At 54.9% G+C, this 24,290-nt stretch carries 23 protein-coding genes; 13 read left to right on the plus strand and 10 right to left on the minus strand.

Annotation, left to right across the window (positions count from 1 at the left end):
• The first annotated feature begins 40 nt into the window (after positions 1–40).
• The 7 genes from JYB84_RS17405 (at position 41) to JYB84_RS17435 (ending at position 9,980) form a co-directional block, all read left to right on the plus strand.
• Positions 41–1,054, plus strand: a complete 1,014-nt coding sequence (locus JYB84_RS17405) for an XdhC family protein (RefSeq protein ID WP_207321265.1) — start codon at positions 41–43, stop codon at positions 1,052–1,054.
• A complete protein-coding gene (locus tag JYB84_RS17410; RefSeq protein ID WP_207321266.1) occupies positions 1,051–1,680 on the plus strand; it encodes a nucleotidyltransferase family protein in 630 nt (209 codons plus the stop codon). The genes JYB84_RS17405 and JYB84_RS17410 overlap by 4 nt, the downstream gene beginning before the upstream one ends.
• Positions 1,661–2,110 carry a (2Fe-2S)-binding protein gene (locus JYB84_RS17415; RefSeq protein WP_207321267.1) on the plus strand — a complete coding sequence of 150 codons (450 nt, stop codon included), beginning with the start codon at positions 1,661–1,663 and terminating at the stop codon, positions 2,108–2,110. The genes JYB84_RS17410 and JYB84_RS17415 overlap by 20 nt, the downstream gene beginning before the upstream one ends.
• Positions 2,107–4,347 carry a xanthine dehydrogenase family protein molybdopterin-binding subunit gene (locus JYB84_RS17420; RefSeq protein ID WP_207321268.1) on the plus strand — a complete coding sequence of 747 codons (2,241 nt, stop codon included), beginning with the start codon at positions 2,107–2,109 and terminating at the stop codon, positions 4,345–4,347. The genes JYB84_RS17415 and JYB84_RS17420 overlap by 4 nt, the downstream gene beginning before the upstream one ends.
• A gap of 346 nt (positions 4,348–4,693) precedes the next feature.
• Entirely contained in the window at positions 4,694–7,552 is a 2,859-nt protein-coding gene (locus tag JYB84_RS17425) for a TonB-dependent receptor domain-containing protein (protein ID WP_207321269.1), read from the plus strand.
• A 127-nt stretch (positions 7,553–7,679) separates the two neighbouring features.
• The gene (gene trmL / locus JYB84_RS17430) at positions 7,680–8,144 is read left to right on the plus strand and encodes a tRNA (uridine(34)/cytosine(34)/5-carboxymethylaminomethyluridine(34)-2'-O)-methyltransferase TrmL (RefSeq protein WP_207321270.1); all 465 of its coding nucleotides are present in this window, start codon (positions 7,680–7,682) and stop codon (positions 8,142–8,144) included.
• 333 nt (positions 8,145–8,477) lie between these two features.
• Positions 8,478–9,980, plus strand: coding sequence for a hypothetical protein (locus tag JYB84_RS17435; protein ID WP_207321271.1), 1,503 nt, complete (start codon positions 8,478–8,480; stop codon positions 9,978–9,980).
• Positions 9,981–10,093: 113 nt separating this feature from the next.
• Here JYB84_RS17435 and JYB84_RS17440 read toward each other — a convergent pair whose 3' ends face one another.
• Entirely contained in the window at positions 10,094–11,104 is a 1,011-nt protein-coding gene (locus JYB84_RS17440) for an alpha/beta hydrolase family protein (protein ID WP_207321272.1), read from the minus strand.
• Positions 11,105–11,159: 55 nt separating this feature from the next.
• Between JYB84_RS17440 and JYB84_RS17445 the strand changes: the two genes are divergently transcribed.
• On the plus strand, positions 11,160–12,299 hold the full coding sequence (locus JYB84_RS17445; RefSeq protein WP_207321273.1) for a sensor histidine kinase: 1,140 nt from the start codon (positions 11,160–11,162) through the stop codon (positions 12,297–12,299).
• Positions 12,280–12,954 carry a LytR/AlgR family response regulator transcription factor gene (locus tag JYB84_RS17450; protein WP_207321274.1) on the plus strand — a complete coding sequence of 225 codons (675 nt, stop codon included), beginning with the start codon at positions 12,280–12,282 and terminating at the stop codon, positions 12,952–12,954. Before JYB84_RS17445 ends, JYB84_RS17450 begins: the two co-directional genes overlap by 20 nt.
• Before the next feature lie 132 nt (positions 12,955–13,086).
• Here the strand turns inward: JYB84_RS17450 and JYB84_RS17455 are convergent, their stop codons facing one another.
• The 7 genes from JYB84_RS17455 to JYB84_RS17485 form a co-directional block, all read right to left on the minus strand.
• Entirely contained in the window at positions 13,087–13,614 is a 528-nt protein-coding gene (locus tag JYB84_RS17455) for a hypothetical protein (RefSeq protein WP_207321275.1), read from the minus strand.
• Complete coding sequence (locus JYB84_RS17460) at positions 13,574–14,149, minus strand: hypothetical protein (protein ID WP_228290832.1); 576 nt, start codon at positions 14,147–14,149, stop codon at positions 13,574–13,576. Before JYB84_RS17460 ends, JYB84_RS17455 begins: the two co-directional genes overlap by 41 nt.
• 132 nt (positions 14,150–14,281) lie before the next feature.
• The gene (locus JYB84_RS17465) at positions 14,282–15,718 is read right to left on the minus strand and encodes a M16 family metallopeptidase (RefSeq protein ID WP_207321276.1); all 1,437 of its coding nucleotides are present in this window, start codon (positions 15,716–15,718) and stop codon (positions 14,282–14,284) included.
• Positions 15,715–17,046, minus strand: coding sequence for a M16 family metallopeptidase (locus JYB84_RS17470; protein ID WP_207321277.1), 1,332 nt, complete (start codon positions 17,044–17,046; stop codon positions 15,715–15,717). The genes JYB84_RS17465 and JYB84_RS17470 overlap by 4 nt, the downstream gene beginning before the upstream one ends.
• A 294-nt stretch (positions 17,047–17,340) precedes the next feature.
• On the minus strand, positions 17,341–17,985 hold the full coding sequence (locus JYB84_RS17475; protein WP_207321278.1) for a class I SAM-dependent methyltransferase: 645 nt from the start codon (positions 17,983–17,985) through the stop codon (positions 17,341–17,343).
• Complete coding sequence (locus tag JYB84_RS17480; protein ID WP_228289657.1) at positions 17,982–18,362, minus strand: hypothetical protein; 381 nt, start codon at positions 18,360–18,362, stop codon at positions 17,982–17,984. Before JYB84_RS17480 ends, JYB84_RS17475 begins: the two co-directional genes overlap by 4 nt.
• Positions 18,363–18,446: 84 nt before the next feature.
• Entirely contained in the window at positions 18,447–19,067 is a 621-nt protein-coding gene (locus JYB84_RS17485; protein ID WP_207321279.1) for a tRNA-uridine aminocarboxypropyltransferase, read from the minus strand.
• 171 nt (positions 19,068–19,238) lie between these two features.
• Here JYB84_RS17485 and JYB84_RS17490 point away from each other — a divergent pair, with 171 nt between their 5' ends.
• Positions 19,239–20,045, plus strand: coding sequence for a putative porin (locus JYB84_RS17490; RefSeq protein ID WP_228290834.1), 807 nt, complete (start codon positions 19,239–19,241; stop codon positions 20,043–20,045).
• Positions 20,046–20,105: 60 nt separating this feature from the next.
• Here JYB84_RS17490 and JYB84_RS17495 read toward each other — a convergent pair whose 3' ends face one another.
• The gene (locus JYB84_RS17495; protein ID WP_207321280.1) at positions 20,106–21,308 is read right to left on the minus strand and encodes a multidrug effflux MFS transporter; all 1,203 of its coding nucleotides are present in this window, start codon (positions 21,306–21,308) and stop codon (positions 20,106–20,108) included.
• 104 nt (positions 21,309–21,412) lie between these two features.
• On the opposite strand from JYB84_RS17495, the gene JYB84_RS17500 reads away from it, so the two are divergent.
• Together JYB84_RS17500 and JYB84_RS17505 are read left to right on the plus strand one after the other, a co-directional pair.
• On the plus strand, positions 21,413–22,405 hold the full coding sequence (locus JYB84_RS17500; protein WP_207321281.1) for a LysR family transcriptional regulator: 993 nt from the start codon (positions 21,413–21,415) through the stop codon (positions 22,403–22,405).
• 69 nt (positions 22,406–22,474) lie between these two features.
• Entirely contained in the window at positions 22,475–22,783 is a 309-nt protein-coding gene (locus tag JYB84_RS17505; RefSeq protein WP_207321282.1) for a hypothetical protein, read from the plus strand.
• A 126-nt stretch (positions 22,784–22,909) separates the two neighbouring features.
• Here JYB84_RS17505 and JYB84_RS17510 read toward each other — a convergent pair whose 3' ends face one another.
• Complete coding sequence (locus JYB84_RS17510) at positions 22,910–23,617, minus strand: hypothetical protein (RefSeq protein WP_207321283.1); 708 nt, start codon at positions 23,615–23,617, stop codon at positions 22,910–22,912.
• Between the two features lie 206 nt (positions 23,618–23,823).
• Between JYB84_RS17510 and JYB84_RS17515 the strand changes: the two genes are divergently transcribed.
• Positions 23,824–24,273, plus strand: coding sequence for a tellurite resistance TerB family protein (locus JYB84_RS17515; RefSeq protein ID WP_207321284.1), 450 nt, complete (start codon positions 23,824–23,826; stop codon positions 24,271–24,273).
• Positions 24,274–24,290 lie beyond the last annotated feature (17 nt).

The raw sequence follows: 24,290 nt of genomic DNA on the forward strand, positions 1-24,290 counted from the left end.
AGCTTGGACAACTGAGTTTGCCAAATGCAGAGGGACCAAGATGGCACACCGGCTGGAAAGCCTGTTGGCACAATGGCGCCGGGATCCGCAGGCGGAGTGGGTGCTGGCGGTGATCAATTCGGTGCAGGGCTCCGCCTATCGCAAGACGGGTGCCATGATGCTGATCCATCCCCTGGGACCCAGTCTCGGGGTGCTGAGCGGCGGCTGCCTGGAGGCCGACCTCAGGCGCCAGGCCCAAAGGGCGCTGCAGGAAGGACGCGCCATCAGACGCCGTTACGACGCCAGGGAAGAATCCGATGCCAGCTTTCAGCTGGGCTGCGGCGGTGTGGTGGACATTTTGCTGCTGCCGCTGCACGGCAGCAACCAGGCACTGGATTTCGACGCCATGCAGCAAGCCCTTGAGCGGGGGGAAAGCGGTTTCTGGTGCCTGACCCTGCCACCCGAAGATAACTCCTGGGTCACGGCAAATATCCAGGCCCACTTCATTGCGAAGGATCAGGCCCCCTTTCCGGCCACGGATTTTCCCCGCCCCGGTCAATTGACTCTCGATAAGCAGCTGCTGGTGGTGCCCGTTGCCCCCAGCCCCAGGCTGGCCATATTCGGTGGCGGTATGGATGCCATCCCCCTGGCCAATACGGCCAGGCAGTTGGAATGGCAGGTCACAGTGATAGATCCGCGCACCGCCTACGGCCGCAGCTGTGACTTCGGCGGTTGCCACACCCATAAATTAGACGCCGATACCCTGCCGCAGTCCCTGCTCAATGGCCTGGATCTGGCTGTGGTCATGCACCACAACCTGGCACTGGATGCCGCCGCACTGGCACGCCTCAAGGACGTCAATTTGAAATACCTGGCCCTGCTGGGTCCCAGGCACAGGGGCGAGCGGGTGTTGGCACTGGCCGGGCTCAATGAAGCCGACTTCCTCTGCCCCCTGAGCACACCCGCAGGCCTGCCCCTCGGCGGCGACCTGCCGGGAGACATAGCCCTGTCGATTGTCGCCGCCTGCCAGGCCGCACTGTCTGGCATACGGCTGCAACGGGAGTCAGGCTCATGAAGCTGCTGCCTGTCCTGCTGGCCGCCGGTGCATCGAGCCGCTTTCAGGGAGCCAAGCTCGCGGCATCCCTGCCCAATGGCCGCACCTTGCTGCAACAGAGTTTCGCAACGCTCAAGGAGCTGAAAGGCAGCTGCGGCACCCAACTCCTGCCGGTGCATGTGTGCCTCGGTGGTCACTATCAAAGATTGCGTCCCCTGTTGCCTCGGGATACGCCCGTGATTGCCAGTGCGGATTGGCAGCTGGGTTTGGGTCACAGCATAGCCACGGTCGCGCGCTTTGCTGCAACACAGCAGGTGGATGCCCTGCTGTTGACGCTCGCCGATCAGGTGCTAATCAGCACCCGGGACTTGGAGCAGCTGTTGGCCACCTGGCAGGAGTCCGGCCACACCAGCGCCGCCTGGTACCTGCAGCAAGCGGGCGCCCCGGCGATTTTTAACCGCGCTGAATTTGCCGCCCTCGCCAATCTCAGCGGCGATCGCGGCGCCAAAGCCCTGCTGAGCCAACTGCAGGGACAGAAAAAACTCGCCTGGTTGGCACTGGACAGTGCCGCCACCGACATAGACACCCGCGCCGACCTCAGGCGCCTCAGTGAGCAAGGAGAGATAAATGTCACAACTCAGGATTAATGGTCGCCTCTATACCCTGGATGCCGACCCCAGGATGCCGTTGTTGTGGGCCCTGAGGGACATACTTGGCCTCACTGGCACCAAGTATGGTTGCGGTGCCGGTCTGTGCGGTGCCTGTACCGTGCACGTGGACGGTAAGCCGGCACGGGCCTGCCTCACCAGTATCCAAAGCTTGGAGGGCAAGTCGGTCACCACCATTGAGGGGCTTGAGGATGACAAACTCAAGGACAGTTGGCGCCGACACAAGGTGCCCCAGTGCGGTTACTGCCAAACAGGGCAGCTGATGTCGGCCTCGGCACTGCTGAGCCAGAATCCCAATCCCAGCGATGCAGAGATAGACAGCGCCATGTCGGGCAACCTTTGTCGCTGCGGCACCTATACCCGGATCCGCGACGCCATCAAGGACCACGCCAGGGAGACCAACAAATGAGCCATTTCACCGCTGTTGAAAATTTCAGTCGTCGCGATGTCCTCAAGCTCTTTGGCGCCACCGGCGGCGCCCTGGTGCTCGGCGCCTCGGGGGTCAGTTGGAGCCCCATGAGTCTGGCCAGGGGTGAAGAGCAGCGCCTGAACCTGTTTATCGCCATCGGCGAAGACAATCAGGTTTACCTCACCTGCCATCGCTCTGAAATGGGCCAGGGGATACGCACCGGCATACCACAAATCCTGGCCGACGAACTGGAAGCGGATTGGGACAAGGTGGTAGTGGTCCAGGCTTTGGGAGACAAGGCCTACGGCAGTCAGAACACAGATGGCAGCCGCAGCATTCGCAAAGGCTTCGACAAAATGCGCCAAATGGGCGCCATGGCAAGACACATGCTGGAGCAGGCCGCAGCGGCCCGCTGGCAGGTCCCCCTGTCAGAGGTCTATGCCAAGGCCCATAAGGTGCACCACAGGCCCAGTGGCAAGGCCCTGAGTTTCGGTGAGCTGGCCACGGCAGCGGCGGCTTTGCCACTGCCGGCCGAGGATAGCCTTAAACTCAAGAGCGCGGATAACTTCAGTCAGATTGGTCAGCCCCGCACCATAGTCGACATGGATGCCATACTCAGCGGCGGTGCCGGCTATGGTTTCGACACCCGCCTTGAAGGCATGCGTTACGCAGTCATTGCCAGACCTCCGGTGCTCGGCAGCAAGGTCGAAAAATTTGATGCCGGTGCTGCCCTGAAAATCCCCGGCGTATTGGAAGTGGTTGCCATGCCCGAACCCAGGGGCGCGCCAGCCTTTCAGCCCCTGGGTGGTTTGGCAGTGATCGCCACTAACAGCTGGAGTGCGCTGGAGGGCCGCAAGGCTCTGCAAATCCACTGGAGTCACAGCAGTCATCAATCCCACGACAGCGACAGTTTTCTCAAGACCCTGGTTGAGCGGGTACAACAGCCCGGTAAGGTGCGCCGTGAGTTGGGGCAACAGCCGGACAACTGGCCGGCAGAGCGCAGCCTGAGCGCAGTCTACACAGTGCCTTATCTGGCCCACGCCATGATGGAACCCCCGGCAGCCACCGCCCGGGTCGATGAACAGGGCTGTGAAATCTGGGCCTGCACTCAAACGCCCCAAAGCACCCAGGGCACGGTTGCCGAACTGCTGGGAATAAGCGAAGAGCAGGTTAAGGTCCATGTCACCCTGCTGGGTGGCGGCTTTGGCCGTAAATCCAAACCCGATTTCAGTGCCGAAGCCGCCTGGCTGGCGAAGCAAACCGGCAAACCGGTGAAAGTGTTCTGGAGCCGTGAAGATGAGCTGCAACATGGCTACCTGCATGCCATCAGTGCCCAGTATTACCGGGCCTGTCTGGATGAGCAGGGCAAGGTTGCAGCCCTGCTGGCCCGCAGCGGTTTTCCATCCATCAGCAGCACCTTTACCGAGGGCGTCGAAGATCCTTCAGACAGCGAACTGCAGCTGGGTTTCACCGACGTGCCGCTGGCATTGCCGGCGCTGCGCTGCGAGTCGGTCAGGGCCGAGGCCCATACCCGCATCGGCTGGCTCAGATCCGTGTGCAATATCCAGCATGCCTTCGGCATCGGCAGCTTTGTCGACGAACTGGCGCTGGCCTCGGGCAAATCCTGTCCGCAGATGTGGCGCGAATTGCTGGGCCAACCCAGGCAGGAAACCTTTGCCAATCAGGGGATGAAATACGGCAACTATGGCGAGGATCTCCAGCGCCATCCGGTGGACGTGGGCCGCTATCTCAAGCTTATCGACCTGATGGAACAAGCCATGGCCCAATCACCCGCGCAAGCCGGTGAGGGTTGGGGCTTTGCCGTGCATCGCAGCTTTGTCAGTTATGTAGCGGTTGCCATCAAGGTCAAATTGGACGGGAAAAAACTCACAGTGCTGGAAGCCATCTCCGCCATGGACGCCGGCACTGTGGTGAACCCGGACCGGGTCGCCGCCCAGCAGGAAGGGGCCGTCATCTTTGGTCTCAGCCTGGCCATGCTGGGTGAAATCGGCTTCAAGGATGGCCAGGTAGTGCAGTCCAACTTCCACGACTATCCATTACTGCGTCTACCCCAATGCCCTGCCATCCGCACTATCTTGGTGCCGTCCGGCGCCGCCCCCGGTGGCGTGGGTGAGCCCGGAGTGCCACCTGTGGCGCCGGCACTGACCAACGCCATAGTCGCCGCCGGCGGTGAGCGTTACCGGGACCTGCCACTGAGCAAGCATCTGACGCTTTAACACGCCACAGTTACAGCTGCCATGCCCCGCTAATACCGGGGCATACTTCCAAACTCGATTTTCCTGGCATTCTTTCCGTTTTACGCCCTCTCACTTAGCCATCAGCTATATCCCCAAGTGCTGCCTTCGCTCTCCAGCCCTTCACAAAACGCCAATGCGTCAATATGAAAATCATTTAAAATCAACACCAAAGATAGCTTGACTCCTGGTTCCACACAGGTCAGGCACAGCATTTAACCGCTACAAATTAATACAACATTCAGACAAAGATCCATTTACACTCGAGCAAATTGTTCCACAAGAAGAACAATCACAAGTAACACTTCATCATTTATCGGGAGTTTGTATGTTGAAACAACAACAACTGGCATGCGCTATCCGCTTGTCTTTGCTTGCTGCCAGCGGCATGGCCGCCCTTTCTCTGGCAGCCCCTGTGGCGGCCGAAGAAGAAGCCGGTGCCAAAATTGAAAGAGTTGAGGTTACCGGCTCACGCATTTACCGCGAAGGGGCAATTGCCCCCAGCCCGGTCACGGTCATCAGTGCAGAGGCGCTCATCAATACAGGCGCGATCAACATAGGTGAGGCCCTTAACGAGCTGCCAGCGCTGGCCAACACCTATTCACTCTCAAATTCCGGCAGTTCCATCGGTACCGCGGGTCTTAACCTGTTGGATTTGCGCGGTATGGGCGCCTCCAGGACCCTGGTATTGGTGGATGGCAAACGCCATGTGGCCAGCAGCCCAGGTACGGCTTCTATTGACGTGAACACCATTCCAACAGAGTGGGTTGAGAGCGTTGAAATTATCACTGGTGGCGCATCGGCCATCTACGGTGCCGACGCGGTGACCGGCGTAGTGAACTTCAAGATGAAAAAGCAGATTGAAGGTCTGAGCGCCAGCGCCATGGCAGGTGTTGCCGATGACAGCGACTATAACAACCAGAAATTCACCTTCGCCTATGGCAGTAATTTTGCTGATGGCCGCGGCAACGCAGCTTTGTCCATCGAATATGCCCAACAAGATAAATTGGGCATGCTTGATCGTGACCAAACAGCTGTTTCTTGGGCGTCCCTGAGAAACCCCGATGGTGATACAGTCAATACCCTGCATCCCAATGCCGGCTATTGGGCCATCAGCAATGGCGGCACAGTAGGATTCTTTGGCGGCACCCCTGGCATCTATACCTTCAAGCCAGATGGCACTCCAGTCGAAGTCGGCACAGGTGAAATTACCGACAGCATCAAGTGCGCCGGTGAAGGTTGCGACTTTATTAACCTGCGCCAGTGGGAAGAACTGCAGCCCGAATTTGATCGCACTACGGTCAACTTCAAGGGTAACTATGATCTGAACGACAACCTCAATGCGTACGTTGAAGCCAAGTGGAGCCAAACCAATGCCACCACTTCTGGCCAACCGGCATTTTTCTTCTTTGACCCCGAAAACACCTTTATCACCCGCGATAACCCGTTTATCTCCGATGAGCTGGGCGCATTGATGGATCAAACCGGCGCAGGTTATGTGGTCGTCAACCGCTTTATGACCGACATGGGTCCCCGCATTGAAGACGATGAGCGAACCACCCAACGCTATGTTGCCGGACTGAAAGGCGTAGTGCTGGAAGATTGGGACATGGAAGCCTATGCCGTTTACGGTGAAACCGAGCAAACCCGCACCAACCTTAATAACCTGATATTCAAAAATTTCCAGCAATCGGTTGATGCCGTGTTGGATAGTAATGGCAACATTGTCTGCCGTGACGAGGCCGCTCAAGCTGCCGGCTGTGTACCTGTGAACCTGTTTGGTGATGGTGCGGTCAGCGCGGCAGCTGCGGATTGGTTCAGCACTACCACGGTAGGCTCGGCCACCATCAAGCAAACTGTACTGGGTGGCACACTCTCGAACTCAGCTCTGCTTGAACTGCCTGCCGGCATGGTAGGCTTCGCAGCCGGTGTCGAATATCGCAAGGAAGAGAGCCAAACCCATGAGGATCCGTTCGCGGCGTCGGGGGCCACCTTCTTCAACGCACTGCAGGACGAGGGCGGCGACTTTAGCGTCAAAGAAATCTTCGCTGAGACTTCCATTCCCTTGCTGGAAGATCTGCCGGGCATCCAGAACCTGACCCTGGATGGCGCCATCCGCTACGCCGACTATTCCACCATAGGTTCAGCAACCAGCTGGAAGCTGGGGCTGGATTGGACCATAGTCGATTCACTGCGCCTGCGCTCGACTCTGTCAACCGCACTGCGCGCACCCAACATTGGCGAATACTACGGCGCCCAGTCACAGAACTTCTTCAATGTGGACGACAGCTGCCGTGCCAGTAACCTGGCCGACCTAACCGCTGAACAATACGCGGTTCGCTCAGCCAACTGCGCCGCACTGGGTGTACCGGCAGACTTCGACTCCGACTACGACAGCGCCACCTTGGAAGGGGTGTCCGGCGGTAACGATCAGCTGGATCCTGAAAAGTCTGACAGCTACACAGTCGGTCTGGTTTACCAACCTTCCTACCTGGAAGGCTTCACCATGACTGTGGATTACTGGAACATAGACATCACAGATGCCATAGCCAACATCTCGGCCCAGGACATCATAGACCGCTGTGTTGATTCACCAACCGGTATCGACAACCAGTACTGTGCCTTGATTACCCGTGACTCTGCATCCCACGAAATCACCAACCTGGTGCAAACGGTACAAAACGTGGCCAAGCAGGAAGCCTCTGGTATAGACCTTGAGTTTGGCTACGACTTCCAGCTCTTTGGCGGCGATCTGCGCACCAACCTCATCAGCACCTACCTCATTGAGCGCAATGAATATCCATTCCAGGATGAGAAGGACGAATATGAGGAATATGCCGGTACCGTGGGTGAAGCCAAGTGGCAAGGCCAGCTGAACCTGAACTACAGCTACGACGCATGGAATCTGAACTGGAAGACCCGCTACCTGGATGAGGTACAGCTCTACACCAAGCAATTCCGCTCCAACTACGACGTGCCATACTCCAATGTCATGACCTACGGTTCCTACAGCATCACAGATCTGTTTGCGACCTATGCCATGGACAATGGTTTGGAAATTGGCTTTGGCATAGACAACCTGTTTGATCGTGACCTGCCGATTGCCACCACAGGTACAGGTTCAGGCAGCGCCAGCTATGACAACATAGGCCGCTTCTTCTATCTGACCGCCAGCTATAAGATGTAATACTACACACCAGAATAAGGGCCCCTGATTCAGGGGCCTTTTTATTTGCAGGACAAATGGCAGTGGTTTTGTCATTGTCGATCGCAAACCCTATAATGCGCTTTTCATGCCGTAAGCAGGTCAAGCCATGCTCCATATTGCCCTCTATGAACCCGAAATCGCCCCCAACACGGGCAATATCATCCGCCTGTGTGCCAACAATGGCTGCCAGCTGCATCTGATCGAGCCTTTGGGGTTTGATTTGGAAGAGAAAAAGCTGCGCCGGGCCGGTCTGGACTATGGCGATCTGACCCGGGTGACCCGGCACAAGGACTATGCCAGTTTCCTGGAGGCCATGGCGGGACGACGGATTCTTGTCTGCACCACCAAGGGCAGTCGCCCCCATTCGGAGCTGGACTACCAAGCCGATGATGTCTTGCTGTTTGGTCCGGAAAGTCGCGGCCTGCCGCTTGATATCATCAATGCCACGCCGCAGGATTTGCGCTTGCGGATCCCCATGACCGCCAGCAGCCGCAGTCTGAACCTGTCCAACGCGGTCGCCATTATCAGCTACGAGGCCTGGCGCCAACTGGGTTACCCCGGCGCGGTTTGATCCAGGCACTTTGATATAAGCACTTTGATGTTTGGCGGGCACTGGCAAAGACAGTTGCTATTGCCGCCAACGACAGCAACAGAAGGCTTATTAACATTGCCACCCATGAAAAAAGTCTTTATAGTCAGTCGCCTGCATTGACCTGAGTTCAATGGACAGACTTCGCCCGCCCTATTACCACACCCCAGTCTCAAAAGTCCTGTTTGCAGAGACGTTTGTCACCCGCCATGGTATTCATGGTGAGAGGCAGGTTGGGCAGTGACTTATGGTCGGCAATCCACACCAGGCGTGAAAATGAGTTCACGCCCCATCAAAAAACGGAGACACAAGGGAATGTTCAAGGAAAGAAATAAACTGTATCTGGCCTGCCTTATAGCAGCCAGTCTACTGGTTGGTTGCGGTGGTTCAGGAAGCAATAGCAATCAAAATCAAGTAGAAGAGACACCACCGCCGCCACCACCACCACCGCCACCACCACCGCCGCCGCCGCCGCCGCCAGTGAATGTCTCAGGTAAAGTCATTGATGGCTATGTTTCCGGCGCCACTGTTTGGCTGGATATTAACGGCAACGGCATTTTTGATGAATCGGAGCCCAAGACAGTTTCCGAGGCTGGCGGAAATTACCGCCTGGAACTGCCCGATGAGCTGAAGGATTGTGCCGTTTACAGCAACCTTTATGTTGATGTGCCCATGGGTGCCATGGATGAAGACACTGGCGAGGTGACCGAAGCCTATCAGATGATGTTCCCGGCCCGTCTGTCGCCCCTGTCTGACGAAGATATCTTCAACATATCGCCACTCACTACTGTGCTGGCGGACCTTATCAAGGCCGACTTGGCGAAGGACAAGCAAAATGGCTTATCCTGCGGTGAGCTTAAGAGCAGCGCACAGCTGAGAAGCGACATTCAAAGTAAACTGGATGATGCCATAGCCAATCTGGTGGCCCACTACAATATCGCCGCCGCAACCATCTTCGCCGACTTTATCGGCGCAGAAGACGAAGCCACCAAGCAATTGGCCCTGAGCATAGTCAAAGGCCTTAAGGCAAGCTATGCCTATAAGGACACTGTCAAGGCCAAATACCCCCAAGCCAGCTATATCCGGGTTGAATATTTCCAGGGCAGTGAATCAGACAATCAAAACGCCTATCCCGACGCCTGGTATCGCCAGACCGCGGTGTGGCTGCCAGATGGTTTTGAGAGTGAACTGGTGAAAATGGCCGACGATCTCAACCGGGAAATCAGACCTATTTATCTGCGCAAGGTGCAGGATAAGACCTGGGGCGATGGCACACTGAGTATCACCAAGGACATTGCCAGCCAGGGTGGTGATGACAGCCCTTACATTTGCTCAAGCAGCGAAGCGGTTTCTATCAGCCGCAATGGCGTGACCTACAAGCTGGATAACGGTTCCTCAGGTGGTCAGGCTGACAGCATCCAGGCCTGTGTCAATGATGGCCTGGTGCGGGATCCGCGCAGATACTTCTATGTGGATTATCTGGCACAAGGCGTCAGATATGACGCCAGATTTGACGTCAATGCTAACCAAAGTGACTATTATGCGCTGCCGACCTGGGTCCAACTCGAACAGCAGGAACCAATGGACTTCAGTGAATTGATTGCCCACTTCGAAACCCTGGAGTATGTCTTTGACGCCGAAGTGAATAACAGCAGATACGAATCCTGGCACAAGCGCTCCACCGATGATGCCCATGGCAACCGGGTGCAAATTGATAAGTATTCCACCGGCCAATGGGTCCGCCTGAGCTATCGCGATGACGGCACTTATTTTAAGGAATGCAGTCAGGACGGCAAAATCTGGGGCAGCTGCACCTAAGCCCGGACCGCAGGCCTTGCCACACAAAAGCGCCATATCACAAGGATATGGCGCTTACGCGATAACCAAGCGCCATTAAGCTCTTGCGCTCGCCAGGGCCCACACTGGTGACATTAGAGATAGATTTTCAGCCAAGCCAAAATCTTGTTGAATGCCGCTTCACGGTGAGGCTTGAGTCCATGATCCCCATCCCGGTAAATGACCAGTTCATGGGGGCGCCCTGCTTGTATCAGCCTATCAGCAAGCCTGCGGGATTGTGCCACATTCACCCGATCGTCCTTATCACCGTGGAGCAGTAAAACAGGCATGTTGTCAGGTAAATCCTGGTACCAGAACATCACTGAACGCTTTTCCAATTCTGCCTGGGTGTTGGTTTGATAGTTGGGGATCCGGTATTGATATACAGCTTCCATCTCGGGGCGTTCTTCATGGGTTTTGGTCAGATCTGACATACCGGCCCATACGATAATGGTCTTCAAATTCAGCTGCTGCCGGGCAGCCATATAAGTCATATGCCCGCCCCGACTGACCCCAAACATAGCGACTCGGGCAGGGTCAACTTCGGGTAAGCGCCGCCCCAGTTCAACCAGCTTAATCACATCATTGAGATCCTTGCCGCCAAACTCATCCTGCTGCCTATATTGACTGGCGAGCACAATATACCCGGCATCGGCAAATCGGCTTTGGGTTTCAAGAAATCCAAATAAACTCAATGAACCAAATTTGCCATTCCCACCCCGATTAAAGATCAGCAAAGGTTTTTTTACATCACCATTCCCATCCTTTCTGGCAAGGTAGTATCCCTCTACCTCAACCTCATCGACCAGATAGCGAATATTAAAACAGTCATATGTTTGTTTGACCTCCTGATAGCGCTCCTCACTGAATCTATTTTTAATTTTTCGCTCAAACAGCAGCTTTGCAAAGAAACCATCACCTTTTCCCATGCGGGTGAGCACATCCACGGTGGAAAACGCAACAAATCCATCATAAGTCTGCCTGTCATTTGCGAAACAAGAGGTCTTTGATACTAAATCAGGCTCGCTGGCGAGAGCAGCAGCAGGGAACACCAGGCCCCAGATAAAAAACAGATTAATTGCGCAAAATTTTGTTAAGAATTGCATCTCTAGTCTCCTCAAATTAAGTTGGAGCTAGAATAACGAGCGGGTTCAGGGTAAGGTGAAATATTCGATTAACCTGCCCTATTTCCCGTTAAACGGACCTGAAGCCTCGATGAATAGAAACACAAGTACCCTAAAAAACGGCTTCAAGGCAGGACAAGGGGCGCGACTGATACTGGCTCATGGCTGCTTTTTATTGCTGCTCACCGCCATTACCTTCCTGTTTTCATCACGCCTGAAACCCGATATTGCGGGACTTCCAGCCGATTATCTGGGCACTCACTTTTTTCAGCATCTGCTACCCAATCTGATCTTGTTCTATCTGTTTTATTCATTTCTGGCAAAGGTGGCTTTAACGCATTCGGTAAAATTTTTTCTCGTCGGTTCCTTGTTTTGCATAGGAATATCAACCTACCTGGATGTGCAATTAGATCTCATACTGATCGATAACCAGCTCCCCGATACTTACAGAACCCTGGTTAATTACCTGATCATGTCCAACCTCATTGCCAACTGTTTTTTCAGCCTTTGTGCCACTTTTTTTAGATTCACAATAGATTGGTTTGACAACAAAAATATTGAGAAAGCCCTGAAATTATCCGTTCTGGAAGCCGAATTAGCGCTGCTAAAAAGTCAAACCAACCCACACTTTTTGTTCAATACCTTAAATTCACTCTACTCAAGTGCTTATCAGGAAGGCGCAATGACCACGGCTAAAGGTATCAACTATCTTGCCGAGCAATTGAGATACCTGCTCTATTTAAACCTGGACGATCCCATTCTTCTCAGCCGTGAAATTACCTTTATTGAACAATATATCGCCCTGCAACAGCTTAGATTTGGTGACAGTTTGAATATCAATTTCTCCGTCCACGGAGCAAACCATGATGTCAGGGTATACCCCATGCTGTTAATGCCTCTGGTAGAAAATGCGGTAAAGCATGGTTATGGCCCTAAAAGTGATGCCGACATTGTCATTTCTATTGTCTGCAAAGAAAATAAAATCACGGTTACAACAGCCAACCCAATCAATACCTCCACCTTGGCATCAAATAAAAGTGGCGGATTGGGACTGGCTAATGTCAAAGACAGATTGAGTTATCTCTACCCCCAGTGCCATAAATTTGTGGTAACCGTCGAAGACAATATTTTTAATACTTATATGGAGCTGAATAGTAATGAAGCTTGTCATAGTTGATGATGAGCAGCCGGCAATTTCGCTGTTATTGTCATATTGCAGCAAGATCCCTCAGTTGGAAGTCTGCGCGACCTTCGAAGATCCCTTGCTGGCCATGCAATACATGAATTCCCATGATGTCGATGTCTTGATTTCAGATATCGACATGCCGGGACTGAATGGTATAGAGCTGTGTAAAAGCTTGGTTCGTCCCATCAAAACCATTTTTGTCACTGCCCATGATGATTTTGCGGTTGAAGGCTTTGGTCTGAGTGCCATTGATTATCTATTAAAGCCTGTGGCTTTCCCCCGATTTCTTCAGGCTATAAACAAGATAAGTCTTAACGGAACCGCCATCACTGGCCCAAGTAAAGACTATATGTTCATCAAGATCGATGGCATAAAGAAACGGGTAGATATCCAAGAGATTCTCTTTATTGAAGCTCAAGGGGATTATCTGAAAATCAAGTTGAAAGACAAACATTACCTGATACTGCAAACCATGAGTGAAATCGATAAGCAGCTACAAGGGTTTGACTTTATTAGGATTCACCGCTCTTACATAGTGAACTTAGCCTATGTTGATCTCATAGATAAGGATTACCTGGTGATTGGGGACTGCGAGCTGACCATAGGTAAAACCTATCGAAATGCATTACATGCCAGGCTCAACTGAGCCGGCATCTGTCAACTATTGCTCCCCAGTTGCCATGACAAAGAAAAACAACCATCTCAAGTCATAGGCCAGCTTGACTCAGCCCCGTCACATCAGTGGCTGTTACTGGGTTTTTCCCCTGGCACCTTGAATTCAGGGCCGCTCAGGCTGCAGCGAAATCCCGCGGTAAAACCGGTACTGCTCGGCGTCGTCGTCGAGGAATTGGGATTGTTGCAGCCATTGCCAGCCCTGGCCCTTGGGTTCAAACAAGAGTTGGATCAGCGCCGGTCTGTCGTCCAGCTTGCCCTCTCCCAGCAACGAGTAACCATCTCCACGGCGATAGAGGCTGAAGCGCTGGCGTTTGTCCTCGCCGACGCCATCGTAATAGGTCAGCCAGATCTGTTCTTCCTGCTGCAACCTGAACCACCAGGTTTCACTGAAGCTGTGACGGGCCGCTTCGCTGACCGAAATCACCAACTGGCGACCATCGGCGGAGCAAAGTACCTCTGTGCTAACTGTCTTTGGGGTTTCCTGGGCTTGGGCGGAGGGCCCCTGCCAGTGACCGGCAAGGGTGCGACAGAAGTCGCCAAAGGAAGCTGGCGCCGCCAGCAGCGGCGCACAGCCGAACAATAGCAGGGCGCTAAAAGAGTTCGATATCGTCTTTACGGTAAAGGTGTTCATCCCGATAGAGTGCCAAGGCTTCATGAAGTGGAGTGCCCTGCAGCACAAGATCGAACATTTTTCTTTCACATTCAAGAGAGTATGTAGTTTTTATCTGCTGCTGTATTTTTTCCCAGGCCTCAACCCTGAGCCTTTGTTCTTCATCGCAGAGCAGTTCCTCCGTCAGTGCCAGCCCGGTCACCACGTGTTGCAGCCGCTGTGACAGGCGGTCATAAAACTGGAAGGCCACCACTCCCTTATCGATTTCGGTTTCCAGGGAGATGCCATGGCGGATAATGTCAGTCGGAGTGTCCGGCTGCTGTGCCAAATGCAGGTTAACCTGGCGTAAGTGGGAGGCCATATCGGTAAACTGCTGTCCCAGACCGGTAACATTGTAGTCACCGTCGGTCAGGGTCAGTTCTATTTGGGCCATGGAAAGCAACAGCAACTTGACCGTCTCCTGCACATGCACCCAGTTGGCCTGACCCAGCAGTGCCCGCTCCAACATATCCACCGACATTCCTTCTTCCATGTTGCTCTGATCTGCCATTGTCATAGCCCGTCCTTTCAGCTCTTGCGGCGACTGCGCCAAACCTGGAATAAAGTGTAGAACAGATCCCCACAGCCAGCAGTCGATAAAGAAAAAGGCCTGCAATTGCAGGCCTTTGGCTGATGACTAAGCTTGGGCTCAGTTGCCGAAACCCACATCCTGGATATTGACCTTGATGACCTCACCGTACTTGGCCGCAATCGGTGCTATTTCAGCGGCATTGCCGATCAGCACAAATTGCAGATTTTCACGGGGGAAATAGCTCGCCACCAGACGCTGAGCCTCGGCCAGTGTCAGACCATCAACCCGCTGCTGGAATTCATTGATGAAGCTGTCATCAAAGCCGTAGAGGTACATGTCCGACAGCAGACCCGCCAGCTGCCCCGCGGTCTCGAACTTGGGCGGGAACTGGCCTTTGACATAGGCCTTGGCCGAATCCAGGGTTGCCTTGTCTATTCCCTGCTCCCACAGTCTGGCGTAAGTCTTGAGCGCCAGATCTATGGCCTGCTCAGTGGTCGCCATCTTGGTAAAGGTGCTGATCTGGAACACACCGGCGCTGCTGTAGGGCACAAAGCCAGAGTGGGCGCCATAGGTCAGACCGGCATTGACCCTGAGCTCGTCATTGAGCCAAGAGGTAAAGCGGCCACCGAGTATGGTGTTGACCACGCTCAGCCCCACATAGTCGGGGTTGTCGCGGCTGATCCCCAGACTGCCGATAAGGAAGGTAGTCTCTATGGCATCGCCCTTGTCCACCAGCAGCACCCGGCTCTTGTCGAGCTTGGGCAGTCCTGCCTTGAGGTCCGGCTGTTTGAGGCCTTCCACCTTGTGCCAACCGCCAAACAGAGCTTGGAGTCGCTGCTTCATGGAGGCAGGGTCAAAGTCACCAACCACGCTGATGGCCGTGTTACCCGGCAGGTAATAGTTGGCATGGAATGCCCGCAGTGCGTCCGCGTTGAGGGTGGCCAGGGATTCCCGGGTGCCCGAACCGGCGTTACCGTAGGGATGCTGGCCAAATACCAATTTGTCGAAGTAACGGCCAATCACGGCGCGGGGGCTTTCCTTGGCCTGGCTCAGACCGGCAATCTCCCGCTGCTGCAGCTTGGCAAACTCATCGCTATTGAAGTCGGGGCGCATCAGCACGTTGGCAAATAGCGGCAGCATTACCTCTGTGTCCTTGGCCATGAAATCCGCCGCCAGTACACTGCCTTCCTTGCCGGCATCGGCACTTAAGCTGGCGCCGAGGAAATCCACCGTCTGCTCCAACTCGGACTTTGAGCGGCCCGCGGCACCCAAAAGCAATCCCTGGGCCGTCATGGACGCTATGCCCGCGGTACTGTCATTGACACTGCCGGCACGGACCACGGCGTTGACAGTGATCAGCGGCACTTCCTTTTGAGGCATCAGGAACAGGGTCAGACCGTTGTCCAGTGTCAGTCTTTCGTAAGCGGGCACCACGAAGCCCTTGGCCGGGCTGTTATTTTGAGTGGCGACGCCAGTGCCTTGGGTCATGGCACAGGCACCCAGGGTCATCACAGTCGCCATCGCCACCACGAGTTTTAACTTGCTCAACTTCATTTATCTGTCTCCTCGGTGGCATCCAAAATGGCAACGGTACGATTGGCGCGCTTCAGATAGGTCTGCACCACACGTTGAATGTCGGCCGTGGTCACCTTGTTGTAGGCATCAGGAGCACTGAACAACTTGTCGAAGCTGCCAAAGAACAGTTCATAGGTGCCCAGGGTATTGGCCTTGCCATCTATGGTTTCCATGGTGCGATAAAAATCCATCAACTTGATGTTTTTGGCTTTTTCCAACTCTTCCTGAGTCACACCTTCGGCGGCAATTTTGTTGGTCTCGGCAATCAGCGCCTTTTCCAGCTGGTCGGCACTGACACCCGGCGCCGCGACACCCATGAGGTAATACAGATTGGGGTCAAAGGACATGGGGAAATAGGTGTCCACTTCCAGCGCCAGCTCTTTATCCACCAAAGCCTGGTACAGGCGCGAACTGTTGCCCTGGCTCAAAATCGAGGCCAGCAGATCCAACGCGTAGTAGTCTTCATGGCGGGTAGCCGGTACATGGTAAGCCATCATCACATTGGGGCTGGTCACAGAGGCCTTCTGCACATAGACCCTACGCTCACCCTTTTGCTCGGGCTCCACCGTCTTGATATCTCGGGGTGGGGCCTGGGCCGGGATCGGTGCGAAATACTTGTCGGCCAGGGCCTTAACTTCGGCCAGCTTGACGTCACCGGCCACCACCACCACGGCATTGTTGGGGGCATAATAGGTCTTGTGATATTGCACCAGGTCGTCCAGGGTCCAGGCGGCAATATCCGACTCATGGCCTATGACGGGCCAGCTGTAGGGGTGGGCACGGAAGGCGGCACCTTTCAGCTCTTCCATCAGGGTGCGCCAGTTGGAGTTTTCCAGTCCCGTGGTACGTTCGGACGCCACCACACCGCGCTCGCTCTCAACCATCTTGGCGTTGATATCCAGATTGGCAATGCGATCGGCTTCGAGATCGAAAATGGTTTCCAGGGCCGAGCTGGGGAACCAGTCGGTATAAACAGTAGTGTTTTCCGTGGTGTAGGCGTTGTTGGCGCCACCGGCCGCTTCCATGGTGCGGTCGAACATCTTCGGACCGTACTTTTTGGCACCGTTGAACATCATGTGCTCAAAAAAGTGGGAGATCCCAGTGATCCCCGGAGCCTCGTTGCGGGAACCCACCTTCCAGAACAGATACATGTTGGCATTGGGTATGGAGGAGTCCTCCAATACCATGATTTTCATACCGTTATTCAGGGTAAATTCCTGGATATCGGCAACAGTGGTGGCCTGGCTCTGTCCCTGGACTGTCATCAGCCCCATGGCAAGCACCAGGGCTGACAGTGTGCGCTTCATTGGCATCCTGCTCCTTGGCGAATAGTTATCAAATAGTTAAACACGTTATTAGACGCAATCCCCGCCGGCAACACAAGCCGGACAGGGAGCGAATTTGTAACCTCAGGTTATACCGGCGAAAAGCCGGTAATCAGGGCAATAATTACAGCGTATTCAGGGCCTTCAGAGCCACCGAGGTCATGGCTTCGACGCTGTTTTCACCAACTTGTTCTTGCCCAATACAAACGCGAGCACCGGGCGCATGGGGAATATTGGTATCTGAAGGCCCTAAGCTACACTCCTGTGGGCCTGTTGTTAATCCGGCAGTCGGAAAAACACCACATCCTTGTCCACCAGCTCCAGTTGCCAACCCAGTTCCGCCGCCAGCCAGGCGAAGGTTTCATCGGAATAAAAATTGATATGGGTGGGGTCATTCTTGTAATGCCAGCGGCCAAAGGCCTCGGCATTCAATACCCGCTTGGTCATGATAGCCAACAGACCGCCTGGTTTAAGCAATTGCTGCAATTGACGCATCAGGCATGCCGCATCGGCCACATGCTCTATCACTTCGGTCAGAGTCACGCAGTCGTAGCGCCTGTCGAGCGCCGCTTTATCGGGATAATAATAGAGATCGTAGTTGGCGAACTGAAAACCTTGCTCGGAGGCCATCTTCGAAAGTAAAGCGCCGGCGCCACAACCGAAATCCAATCCTTCTGCGTCAGCGGGCAAACGCGCCAGTACCGGTATCAGGGTACGGGAAAGGAAGCTGCGGTAACCCGGGGTATCGGCACCATTATCGTGTTTGTCGTACTCGGCCTTTTCCTCAGTCGCCGATAAATAGAAGGGTTCAGGCACCTGTACCAGGGCGCATTCACGGCAGCGAAAATAGGGGCGACGCCTGTCCTCTGCGAACAGGTATAAGGATCTTCCACCACAAAGGGCACAGGAAAAGATACTCATGGCTTGGGCTTCTTAGGCTCCAGCTTAGGGCTCTTAGGCTTCTGCTCAACTATTTTGCGCTCCTGCTTGGCAGCATCCTGAGCTTGTTTGAGGTACTTATGCTCCCTGAGTTCCCGTTCGCTGAATTGCTGCGCCGCCTTTTGGCGCTGGCTGTCTTCCCAGTCACCATGCTGTTGCCGCTCAAGCAACTTTTGCTCGCGGGCCTCGGTGGCGGCCGCGGCGGCCTTGGCCTTCTGCAACTGCTCGGCCTCGGTCACCAGCTGCTGTTCATGGGCCTTTTCCGCCTTCATGACCAACCTGGGTTTAGTGTCGTCAGCCGCAAACGTCGCAGTGGCTGCACAAGCGAGCATCAATACCAGAGTGAATAGGAATTTCATGGTGTTCCCTCCGTTGGAGACAGGGGTTTATTGTCACCGCCCCTGGCTTTTTAGGCAACCTCAGCCACAGAGGACTCGGTCCAGTTAGCTCTCCCGGTAGCGGGCCCGTACCTGCGCCGGCATGGCCGCCAGGCGCTTGGTCACCATGGCGGTTTGCGCGGCGAGCAAAGGCGCCACATCCAGCCCGGGGTGCAGGCATTGCAGACCATGGGCCACAGCTTCCAGGGTCGACAGGCTATCACTGCGACCGGCCTTGCGGATCCTGTAGTCGGAACCGATTTGCGGCTGGAAACTCAGCCTCGGCAAGCCATGGAGCCAGGGATTGAGATGGTACATCTTCAATGCCTTGCGCCAGGTGGCATCGATAAGCAGCAGCAAAGGTCTGCCGCCCGATTGTCCGGCACCCGCAGAGCATGGTGCGATGTCAGGCTCGGAAGTCTCATCTTGCGGGTACACCAGATACAGGGGGCCGGCGCGGGCAGTAAGTTCGGCCTGCACATCAACAAAATCCGTCTTGGATTCGCCGCAGAGGATCCGGGTTTGCGGCAACACCAGGGGCAACAAACGGGCAGTGTTTTTGGCATGGGACGCCTCATCCGGATGCTGCAACACCCAGATATCCACATCACAACCCATTGGGCTGATGGCGGCACAGAGACAGACCGCCAGCGGATAACCACACTTGGGACAATATTCCCGGGACAAGGCCGTATTCCAATCTTGAACTTTGTAACCAAAGTTTAACCCAGCCTGGCTACCAATTGCCAAGACTGGCGGAGCTGCTATAGTGGCCGCGCGACAAGGATGTGCAAGTTACTGAATGGTTGACGGTAATGAATTTCTTGCGCAGCTATGCAAATTAACAAGGAAAGTAACATGACAAATAAACAAATCCCTCTTGCCCTGGCAATGATGCTGGCATCTGGCCTGTCTTACGCAGCCGCAGATGTGCCCTTCCAACATGAAGCGTCTGTGAGTTATGGCTCCAATACCGACGACTTCGGCGATGGCAGCTGGAATCTGGGCTACAGGTTCTACGCTTCTCCGGTCTCCCAGGAACAGCAACCCTACGCCCTCAGCGGCTTTTTGGCCCAGACCTCCAATCTTGGTGCCGGCTACACCACCGTAGACGATGCCGATCTTGATGCCTATCATCTCGATGGTCAGTACGTGTTCAGCAACAAGTGGTTCCTACTGGCTGGTTACGACAAAGTTGAATTCGGCTCTGATTTCGCCAGCTTTGACAGCCATGTCTACAGCTTCGGCGGGGGCTACTATTTCAACGACCATTCGGCGGCTTTCGCTTCATACAGCCGCCAGGAAAGCGACTCAAACTGGCCAGGTTCAGATTTCAGTGTTGATCATTATGCTCTGGGAGTGCGTAGCTATATCAAAATGCAAAGCACCGCCGGTGTGGACTTGCAGATGAACGTGACCCATAGCCGCATGGATGGCGACTCCAACAGCGCACTCAATTTGAACGCTGATTGGTACCTTACCCGCGCTTGGTCCATCGGTGGCCATTACAGCATAGACGAGGATGGTGATGATGCTTACGGACTGCAAACCGCCTACTGGTTGCGTTTGAGCGACAACATATCCCTGACCTTTGCCTTGGCCAAGACGATTGAACCCGATAGCGACGGCATGTTTGCCAACATAGGCCTCAACGGTCGTTTCTAATTTGGTTTAACGAAACCGATTGCATCAACCCAGAAGCCAGCTTCTGGGCTGACTTTATTCTCAGTCGCTGAGCGGCTCCCTGTGCCAGTGGCTGAGATGTTTCATTCCCATCACCCCCAGCAGTAAAAATGCCATGGCCCCCATGGGCAACCCCAGCGCCAACGGCGCCGGCATTGGTGTCACCTGCACCAGGGCCGCAATCACCGAAGCCCCACTCATCTGGATAAAACCCAACATGGCCGTGGCCGTGCCGGCCCGCTCACCAAAGGGAGCCAGTGCCATACTGGTGGCAGGTCCAAGCAAAAGAGCAAATCCTACACACAGCAACATCATGGGCAGCATAAAAGCAAATGAGGCCGCCAAGGGACCGGACCAGACAGGCAACTGCAACACCAGTTCCAGCAGCGCCGCCAGGGTCATCAGCCACAGGGCGACAATGACCGTTGGCCTGTTGCCCAGACGTTTGGTCACTACCGGCGCCGCAAAGCAGGCTATGACGTTGACCAGGGCATTGAGACCAAACAGCCCGGAGAAGGTCAGTTCGGATACCCCCAGTTTGCCAATCAGCCATACCGGCGAATAGGACACATAGCTGAGAATAGCCGCCATGGCCGCCATGCAGGTCAGGGCGTAAAACATGAAGTGACTGTTGGCCAATACCGGCTTGTACCTGGCCCAACTGTAGAGTCGCCCCTGACTGTCGGTGTAGGCCGGACGGGTTTCAGGTAGGCGATATCCCACCACCAGCAGCATCAACAGGCCATAGAGCGCCATAAAAGCGAAGGTGGAGCGCCAGCCAAATTGCAGTGCCAACAGGCCACCCAGGGTAGGGGCCAGGGCCGGTACCACACAGATGGCGCCATTGAGATAACTGTAAATGCGCGCACCTTCGGCAGGACTGAAGCGGTCGCGCACCGCACTGAAGGCCACTATCGAAGTAGAGCAGGCCGCCAGGCCCTGAAGCAGGCGGGCCAATTGCAACCATTCAAACTCAAGGGCTGCCGCCGCCAACAAGCTGCTCGCCACGTACAGCAAGATGCCGAACAGGGCCACAGGCCTGCGACCAAAACGATCCGCCAGCGGACCTATGAGTATTTGTCCCACGCCCATGGCGAACAAAAACAGTACCAGGGTGGATTGCACTGCACCGGAGCTGACACTGAAGTCCCGCGCCATGGCAGGTATGGAGGGCAGATAAATATCTATGGCCAGGGGGCTCAGCAGCACCAGGGACATCAAAATAGGCAGCAACTTGACAGGCATTTTCCAACTACAATCCGCGACAATATTGGCCCATGTTACCCGCACCCATGGTATGAATAGAAATGGTATATAATCCAAAGCAAATTTCCATATAGGAATATCTCATGCATTTGGATAAGTTGGCGCGCTTGGATCTCAACCTCTTGGTGATCTTACAGGTGCTGTTGGAAGAGCAAAGCGTGACCCGGGCCGCCGCCAGGCTCAATGTCAGCCAGTCGGCACTGAGCAAGAGCCTGAGTCGACTCAGGGAAACCCTGGGTGATCCCTTGTTTTCCCGCACCGCCCACGGCCTCAAGCCCTCGGCCCATGCGCTGATGCTGGGACAAAAATTGCCGCGCCTGTTACAGGAGGTGTACCAATTGACCCTGCCGCCCGGCTTTGACCCAGCAAGCAGCAATCGCAGCTTCAGCTTTGCCATGGTAGAAAGTGCCTATGAAACCCTGATCCCGGGGTTTATTGGTCCGCTGCTGGCCCAGGCGCCGAACCTGCGCATCAACTCCTATATGTGGAGCGAGAAGTCCATCAGCGACCTGCAACTGGGGCAAATTGACTTTGGCATAGATGGAATCGATCTTCAGCCCCAGTCCAATTTCCATATCGACAACTTACCCGAGGGCATCTGTCACCAAACCTTGTTTACCGACAGCCAGGTTTGTCTGGTGCGTCAGGGACATCCGCTGCTGGCACTGCATCAGGCCGGTGCATGGAATATAGACGCCTATCTGGGGGTGCAGCATGTGCAGGTTCGCTGTGAGGGCAGCGACTGGTGGGCACTGGATTATCACCTGGCGGAGATGGGCCGGCAGCGCAGCCTGTGCACCACGGTACCGGACTTTTACGGCGCGGCCAGCGTTTGCGCCCATACGGATCTGGTCTTTACCCTGCCCGAAAGCTTTGCCCGCCATGCCATTAAGCTGTATCCGCTGGTGATATTACCGCTGCCATTCGACTTTATCCCCCTCGCCTATGTGCTGCTGTGGCACCAGCGCAACAATGCCGATCCCGGCCATCAATGGATCCGCGACATTATCTGCCAAAGCGTCAGCGGAGCCTTCGGTCAGCTGGCAACGCCCACTGCCGGATTAAATTCAGATTAACCATAATTCACGTGATCAGCGGCCCAAAGGGGTGCAGACTGAAGCCTCAGTTCAATACAGGAAAACGCCATGATCTACAGCCAGTTCCAAGCCCATCAACCCTTTGACAACCGCTTTGCCGGTGCTCGCGGTCTGTTGATGTTTGCCGCAGGCATTGCGGTACTGGCGCTGGGATTGATCCTCTTGCCCTTGCTGTTTCTTGCTGCGGCTATCAGCACCCTGGTGCTGGCCACCTTCGGCAGACAATGGCTGAAAGGTAAATTGGCAGCCAGACAAGCAAGCCATGATGGCAGCGCATTCGGGCGTTTTCGATTTGACGACAGTTTCCAACCCAGGCCCCATCAGGGCCGCACCTTTGACCATGACCCGGCTGACTGAGCCTCGATGAGCGCTGTCGTCCCCAGCGCTCAATGACAACAGCAGCACTTGGCCCTCTCCAGGGCCTTTTTTTTTGCCCAAAGCAAAACGGGGCCAAATGGCCCCGTTACCGAGTCGGGTGTGACATCAGCCGGCCTGTTGCTGCCGTTGCACCATGTATAAACGATACAGGGCAACGTTAACGAACAGGCCGATAAAGGCAAACAGGGTTTCCACCAGGATTTGCAACGGCAGGCCCACCAACTGGGCGGCCTGGGCCAGAGTGCCCCCCACAAGTGACAGCGGGATATAGAGCAGCAGTAACACCATGGTTCTGAAGGCGATGGGGCCACTGAACACGAAGCTGCTCTTGATGGCCTCAAGCGGTGTAATGTGCTCCACCACAACCATAAAATTCACATAGGCCAAACGGGCAAACAGGTAGAAGCTGATGGACAGGCCAATGATCCAGAAGGGACCAAAGGCCGCAAACAGCATCACAGGCGCCACAATTGCCATGCCTGAAAACACGGCGGCCAGCAGCAGGGGCGGCACAAAGGGCAAGCTGGCCTTCAATACGGCACCGCTGCTGAGTTCATGGCCATCGGAGCGCAATTGCAGGAATAGCGTCAGGGCAGCAATCAAGATAGAAAAAATGACCAGCAGCACCATCACGGCGATAAAGTGGGGCGCGCCGAACTTGGGATCAGTGGCGTCGGCTATGGCCAGTTCATGGCCAAGCCAGGCCTGGATACCCACCTGCAGCAACAACAGCGGCATGGTCAGAACGGCCAATTGGCCCAGATGATTGCGGAAAAAATAATAGGCTTCACTCAAAATGGCAGAAAGTGACATGTGCGTTCCAATGACTGATGAACAAGAAATCCGGCGCCGAGCCTGTAACGGTCGATGCAGGCAGTGACCCAATGTTATAGTGGCCCTAAGAATACCCAATATCAGGCCCCGATGCACAGCACTAATGCTGTGACCGGGCGCAAAAGCGCTGCAAAAATCGCCTTGATTTGGCAATTGCAGTGGCCAGAGATCCAGGAGAGCCGAGCATGATAGCCGTATTGAAAAATCTGCTTAACGCCAAATGGCAACAGGCCGGGCAACCGGAAGAGGACATTGGGTTGGCCGCGGCCGTCATGTTGGTGGAAGTGGTGCTGGCCGATGACGAGTTGTCGCAGACCGAGTCCCGGCTCTTGCCCGAGTTACTGATGGAACTGCTGGAGATAAATGAAACAGCAGCCAACCAACTGATAGTGGACGCCAAGTTGCATCACCAGAACGCCACCTCGTTATTTGAATTTACCGATAAGCTCAACCACAGGTTCGATCTGCAGCAGAAACAGGCCCTGCTGCTGGCCATGTGGCGCCTGGCGTTCGCCGATGGAAAACTGTGCCGTTATGAAGAACAAATCATCCGTAAAAGCGCCGATTTGCTCCACCTCAGGCACAGTGAAGTGATTCAGCTGCGTAACAGCGTGCTGGCCGAAACCGGCGAATAGCACTTCTGCTTCTTTTT

Source organism: Shewanella cyperi, from assembly GCF_017354985.1.
Lineage (GTDB): Bacteria > Pseudomonadota > Gammaproteobacteria > Enterobacterales > Shewanellaceae > Shewanella > Shewanella cyperi.

Bases quoted from the DNA above. Each gene is read 5' to 3' on its own strand.
- JYB84_RS17405 (WP_207321265.1), top strand. From the start codon at position 41: ATGGCACACCGGCTGGAAAGCCTGTTGGCACAATGGCGCCGGGATCCG.
- JYB84_RS17410 (WP_207321266.1), top strand. From the start codon at position 1,051: ATGAAGCTGCTGCCTGTCCTGCTGGCCGCCGGTGCATCGAGCCGCTTT.
- JYB84_RS17415 (WP_207321267.1), top strand. From the start codon at position 1,661: ATGTCACAACTCAGGATTAATGGTCGCCTCTATACCCTGGATGCCGAC.
- JYB84_RS17420 (WP_207321268.1), top strand. From the start codon at position 2,107: ATGAGCCATTTCACCGCTGTTGAAAATTTCAGTCGTCGCGATGTCCTC.
- JYB84_RS17425 (WP_207321269.1), top strand. From the start codon at position 4,694: ATGTTGAAACAACAACAACTGGCATGCGCTATCCGCTTGTCTTTGCTT.
- trmL (WP_207321270.1), top strand. From the start codon at position 7,680: ATGCTCCATATTGCCCTCTATGAACCCGAAATCGCCCCCAACACGGGC.
- JYB84_RS17435 (WP_207321271.1), top strand. From the start codon at position 8,478: ATGTTCAAGGAAAGAAATAAACTGTATCTGGCCTGCCTTATAGCAGCC.
- JYB84_RS17440 (WP_207321272.1), bottom strand. From the start codon at position 11,104: ATGCAATTCTTAACAAAATTTTGCGCAATTAATCTGTTTTTTATCTGG.
- JYB84_RS17450 (WP_207321274.1), top strand. From the start codon at position 12,280: ATGAAGCTTGTCATAGTTGATGATGAGCAGCCGGCAATTTCGCTGTTA.
- JYB84_RS17455 (WP_207321275.1), bottom strand. From the start codon at position 13,614: ATGAACACCTTTACCGTAAAGACGATATCGAACTCTTTTAGCGCCCTG.
- JYB84_RS17460 (WP_228290832.1), bottom strand. From the start codon at position 14,149: ATGACAATGGCAGATCAGAGCAACATGGAAGAAGGAATGTCGGTGGAT.
- JYB84_RS17465 (WP_207321276.1), bottom strand. From the start codon at position 15,718: ATGAAGTTGAGCAAGTTAAAACTCGTGGTGGCGATGGCGACTGTGATG.
- JYB84_RS17470 (WP_207321277.1), bottom strand. From the start codon at position 17,046: ATGAAGCGCACACTGTCAGCCCTGGTGCTTGCCATGGGGCTGATGACA.
- JYB84_RS17475 (WP_207321278.1), bottom strand. From the start codon at position 17,985: ATGAGTATCTTTTCCTGTGCCCTTTGTGGTGGAAGATCCTTATACCTG.
- JYB84_RS17480 (WP_228289657.1), bottom strand. From the start codon at position 18,362: ATGAAATTCCTATTCACTCTGGTATTGATGCTCGCTTGTGCAGCCACT.
- JYB84_RS17490 (WP_228290834.1), top strand. From the start codon at position 19,239: ATGACAAATAAACAAATCCCTCTTGCCCTGGCAATGATGCTGGCATCT.
- JYB84_RS17495 (WP_207321280.1), bottom strand. From the start codon at position 21,308: ATGCCTGTCAAGTTGCTGCCTATTTTGATGTCCCTGGTGCTGCTGAGC.
- JYB84_RS17500 (WP_207321281.1), top strand. From the start codon at position 21,413: ATGCATTTGGATAAGTTGGCGCGCTTGGATCTCAACCTCTTGGTGATC.
- JYB84_RS17505 (WP_207321282.1), top strand. From the start codon at position 22,475: ATGATCTACAGCCAGTTCCAAGCCCATCAACCCTTTGACAACCGCTTT.
- JYB84_RS17510 (WP_207321283.1), bottom strand. From the start codon at position 23,617: ATGTCACTTTCTGCCATTTTGAGTGAAGCCTATTATTTTTTCCGCAAT.
- JYB84_RS17515 (WP_207321284.1), top strand. From the start codon at position 23,824: ATGATAGCCGTATTGAAAAATCTGCTTAACGCCAAATGGCAACAGGCC.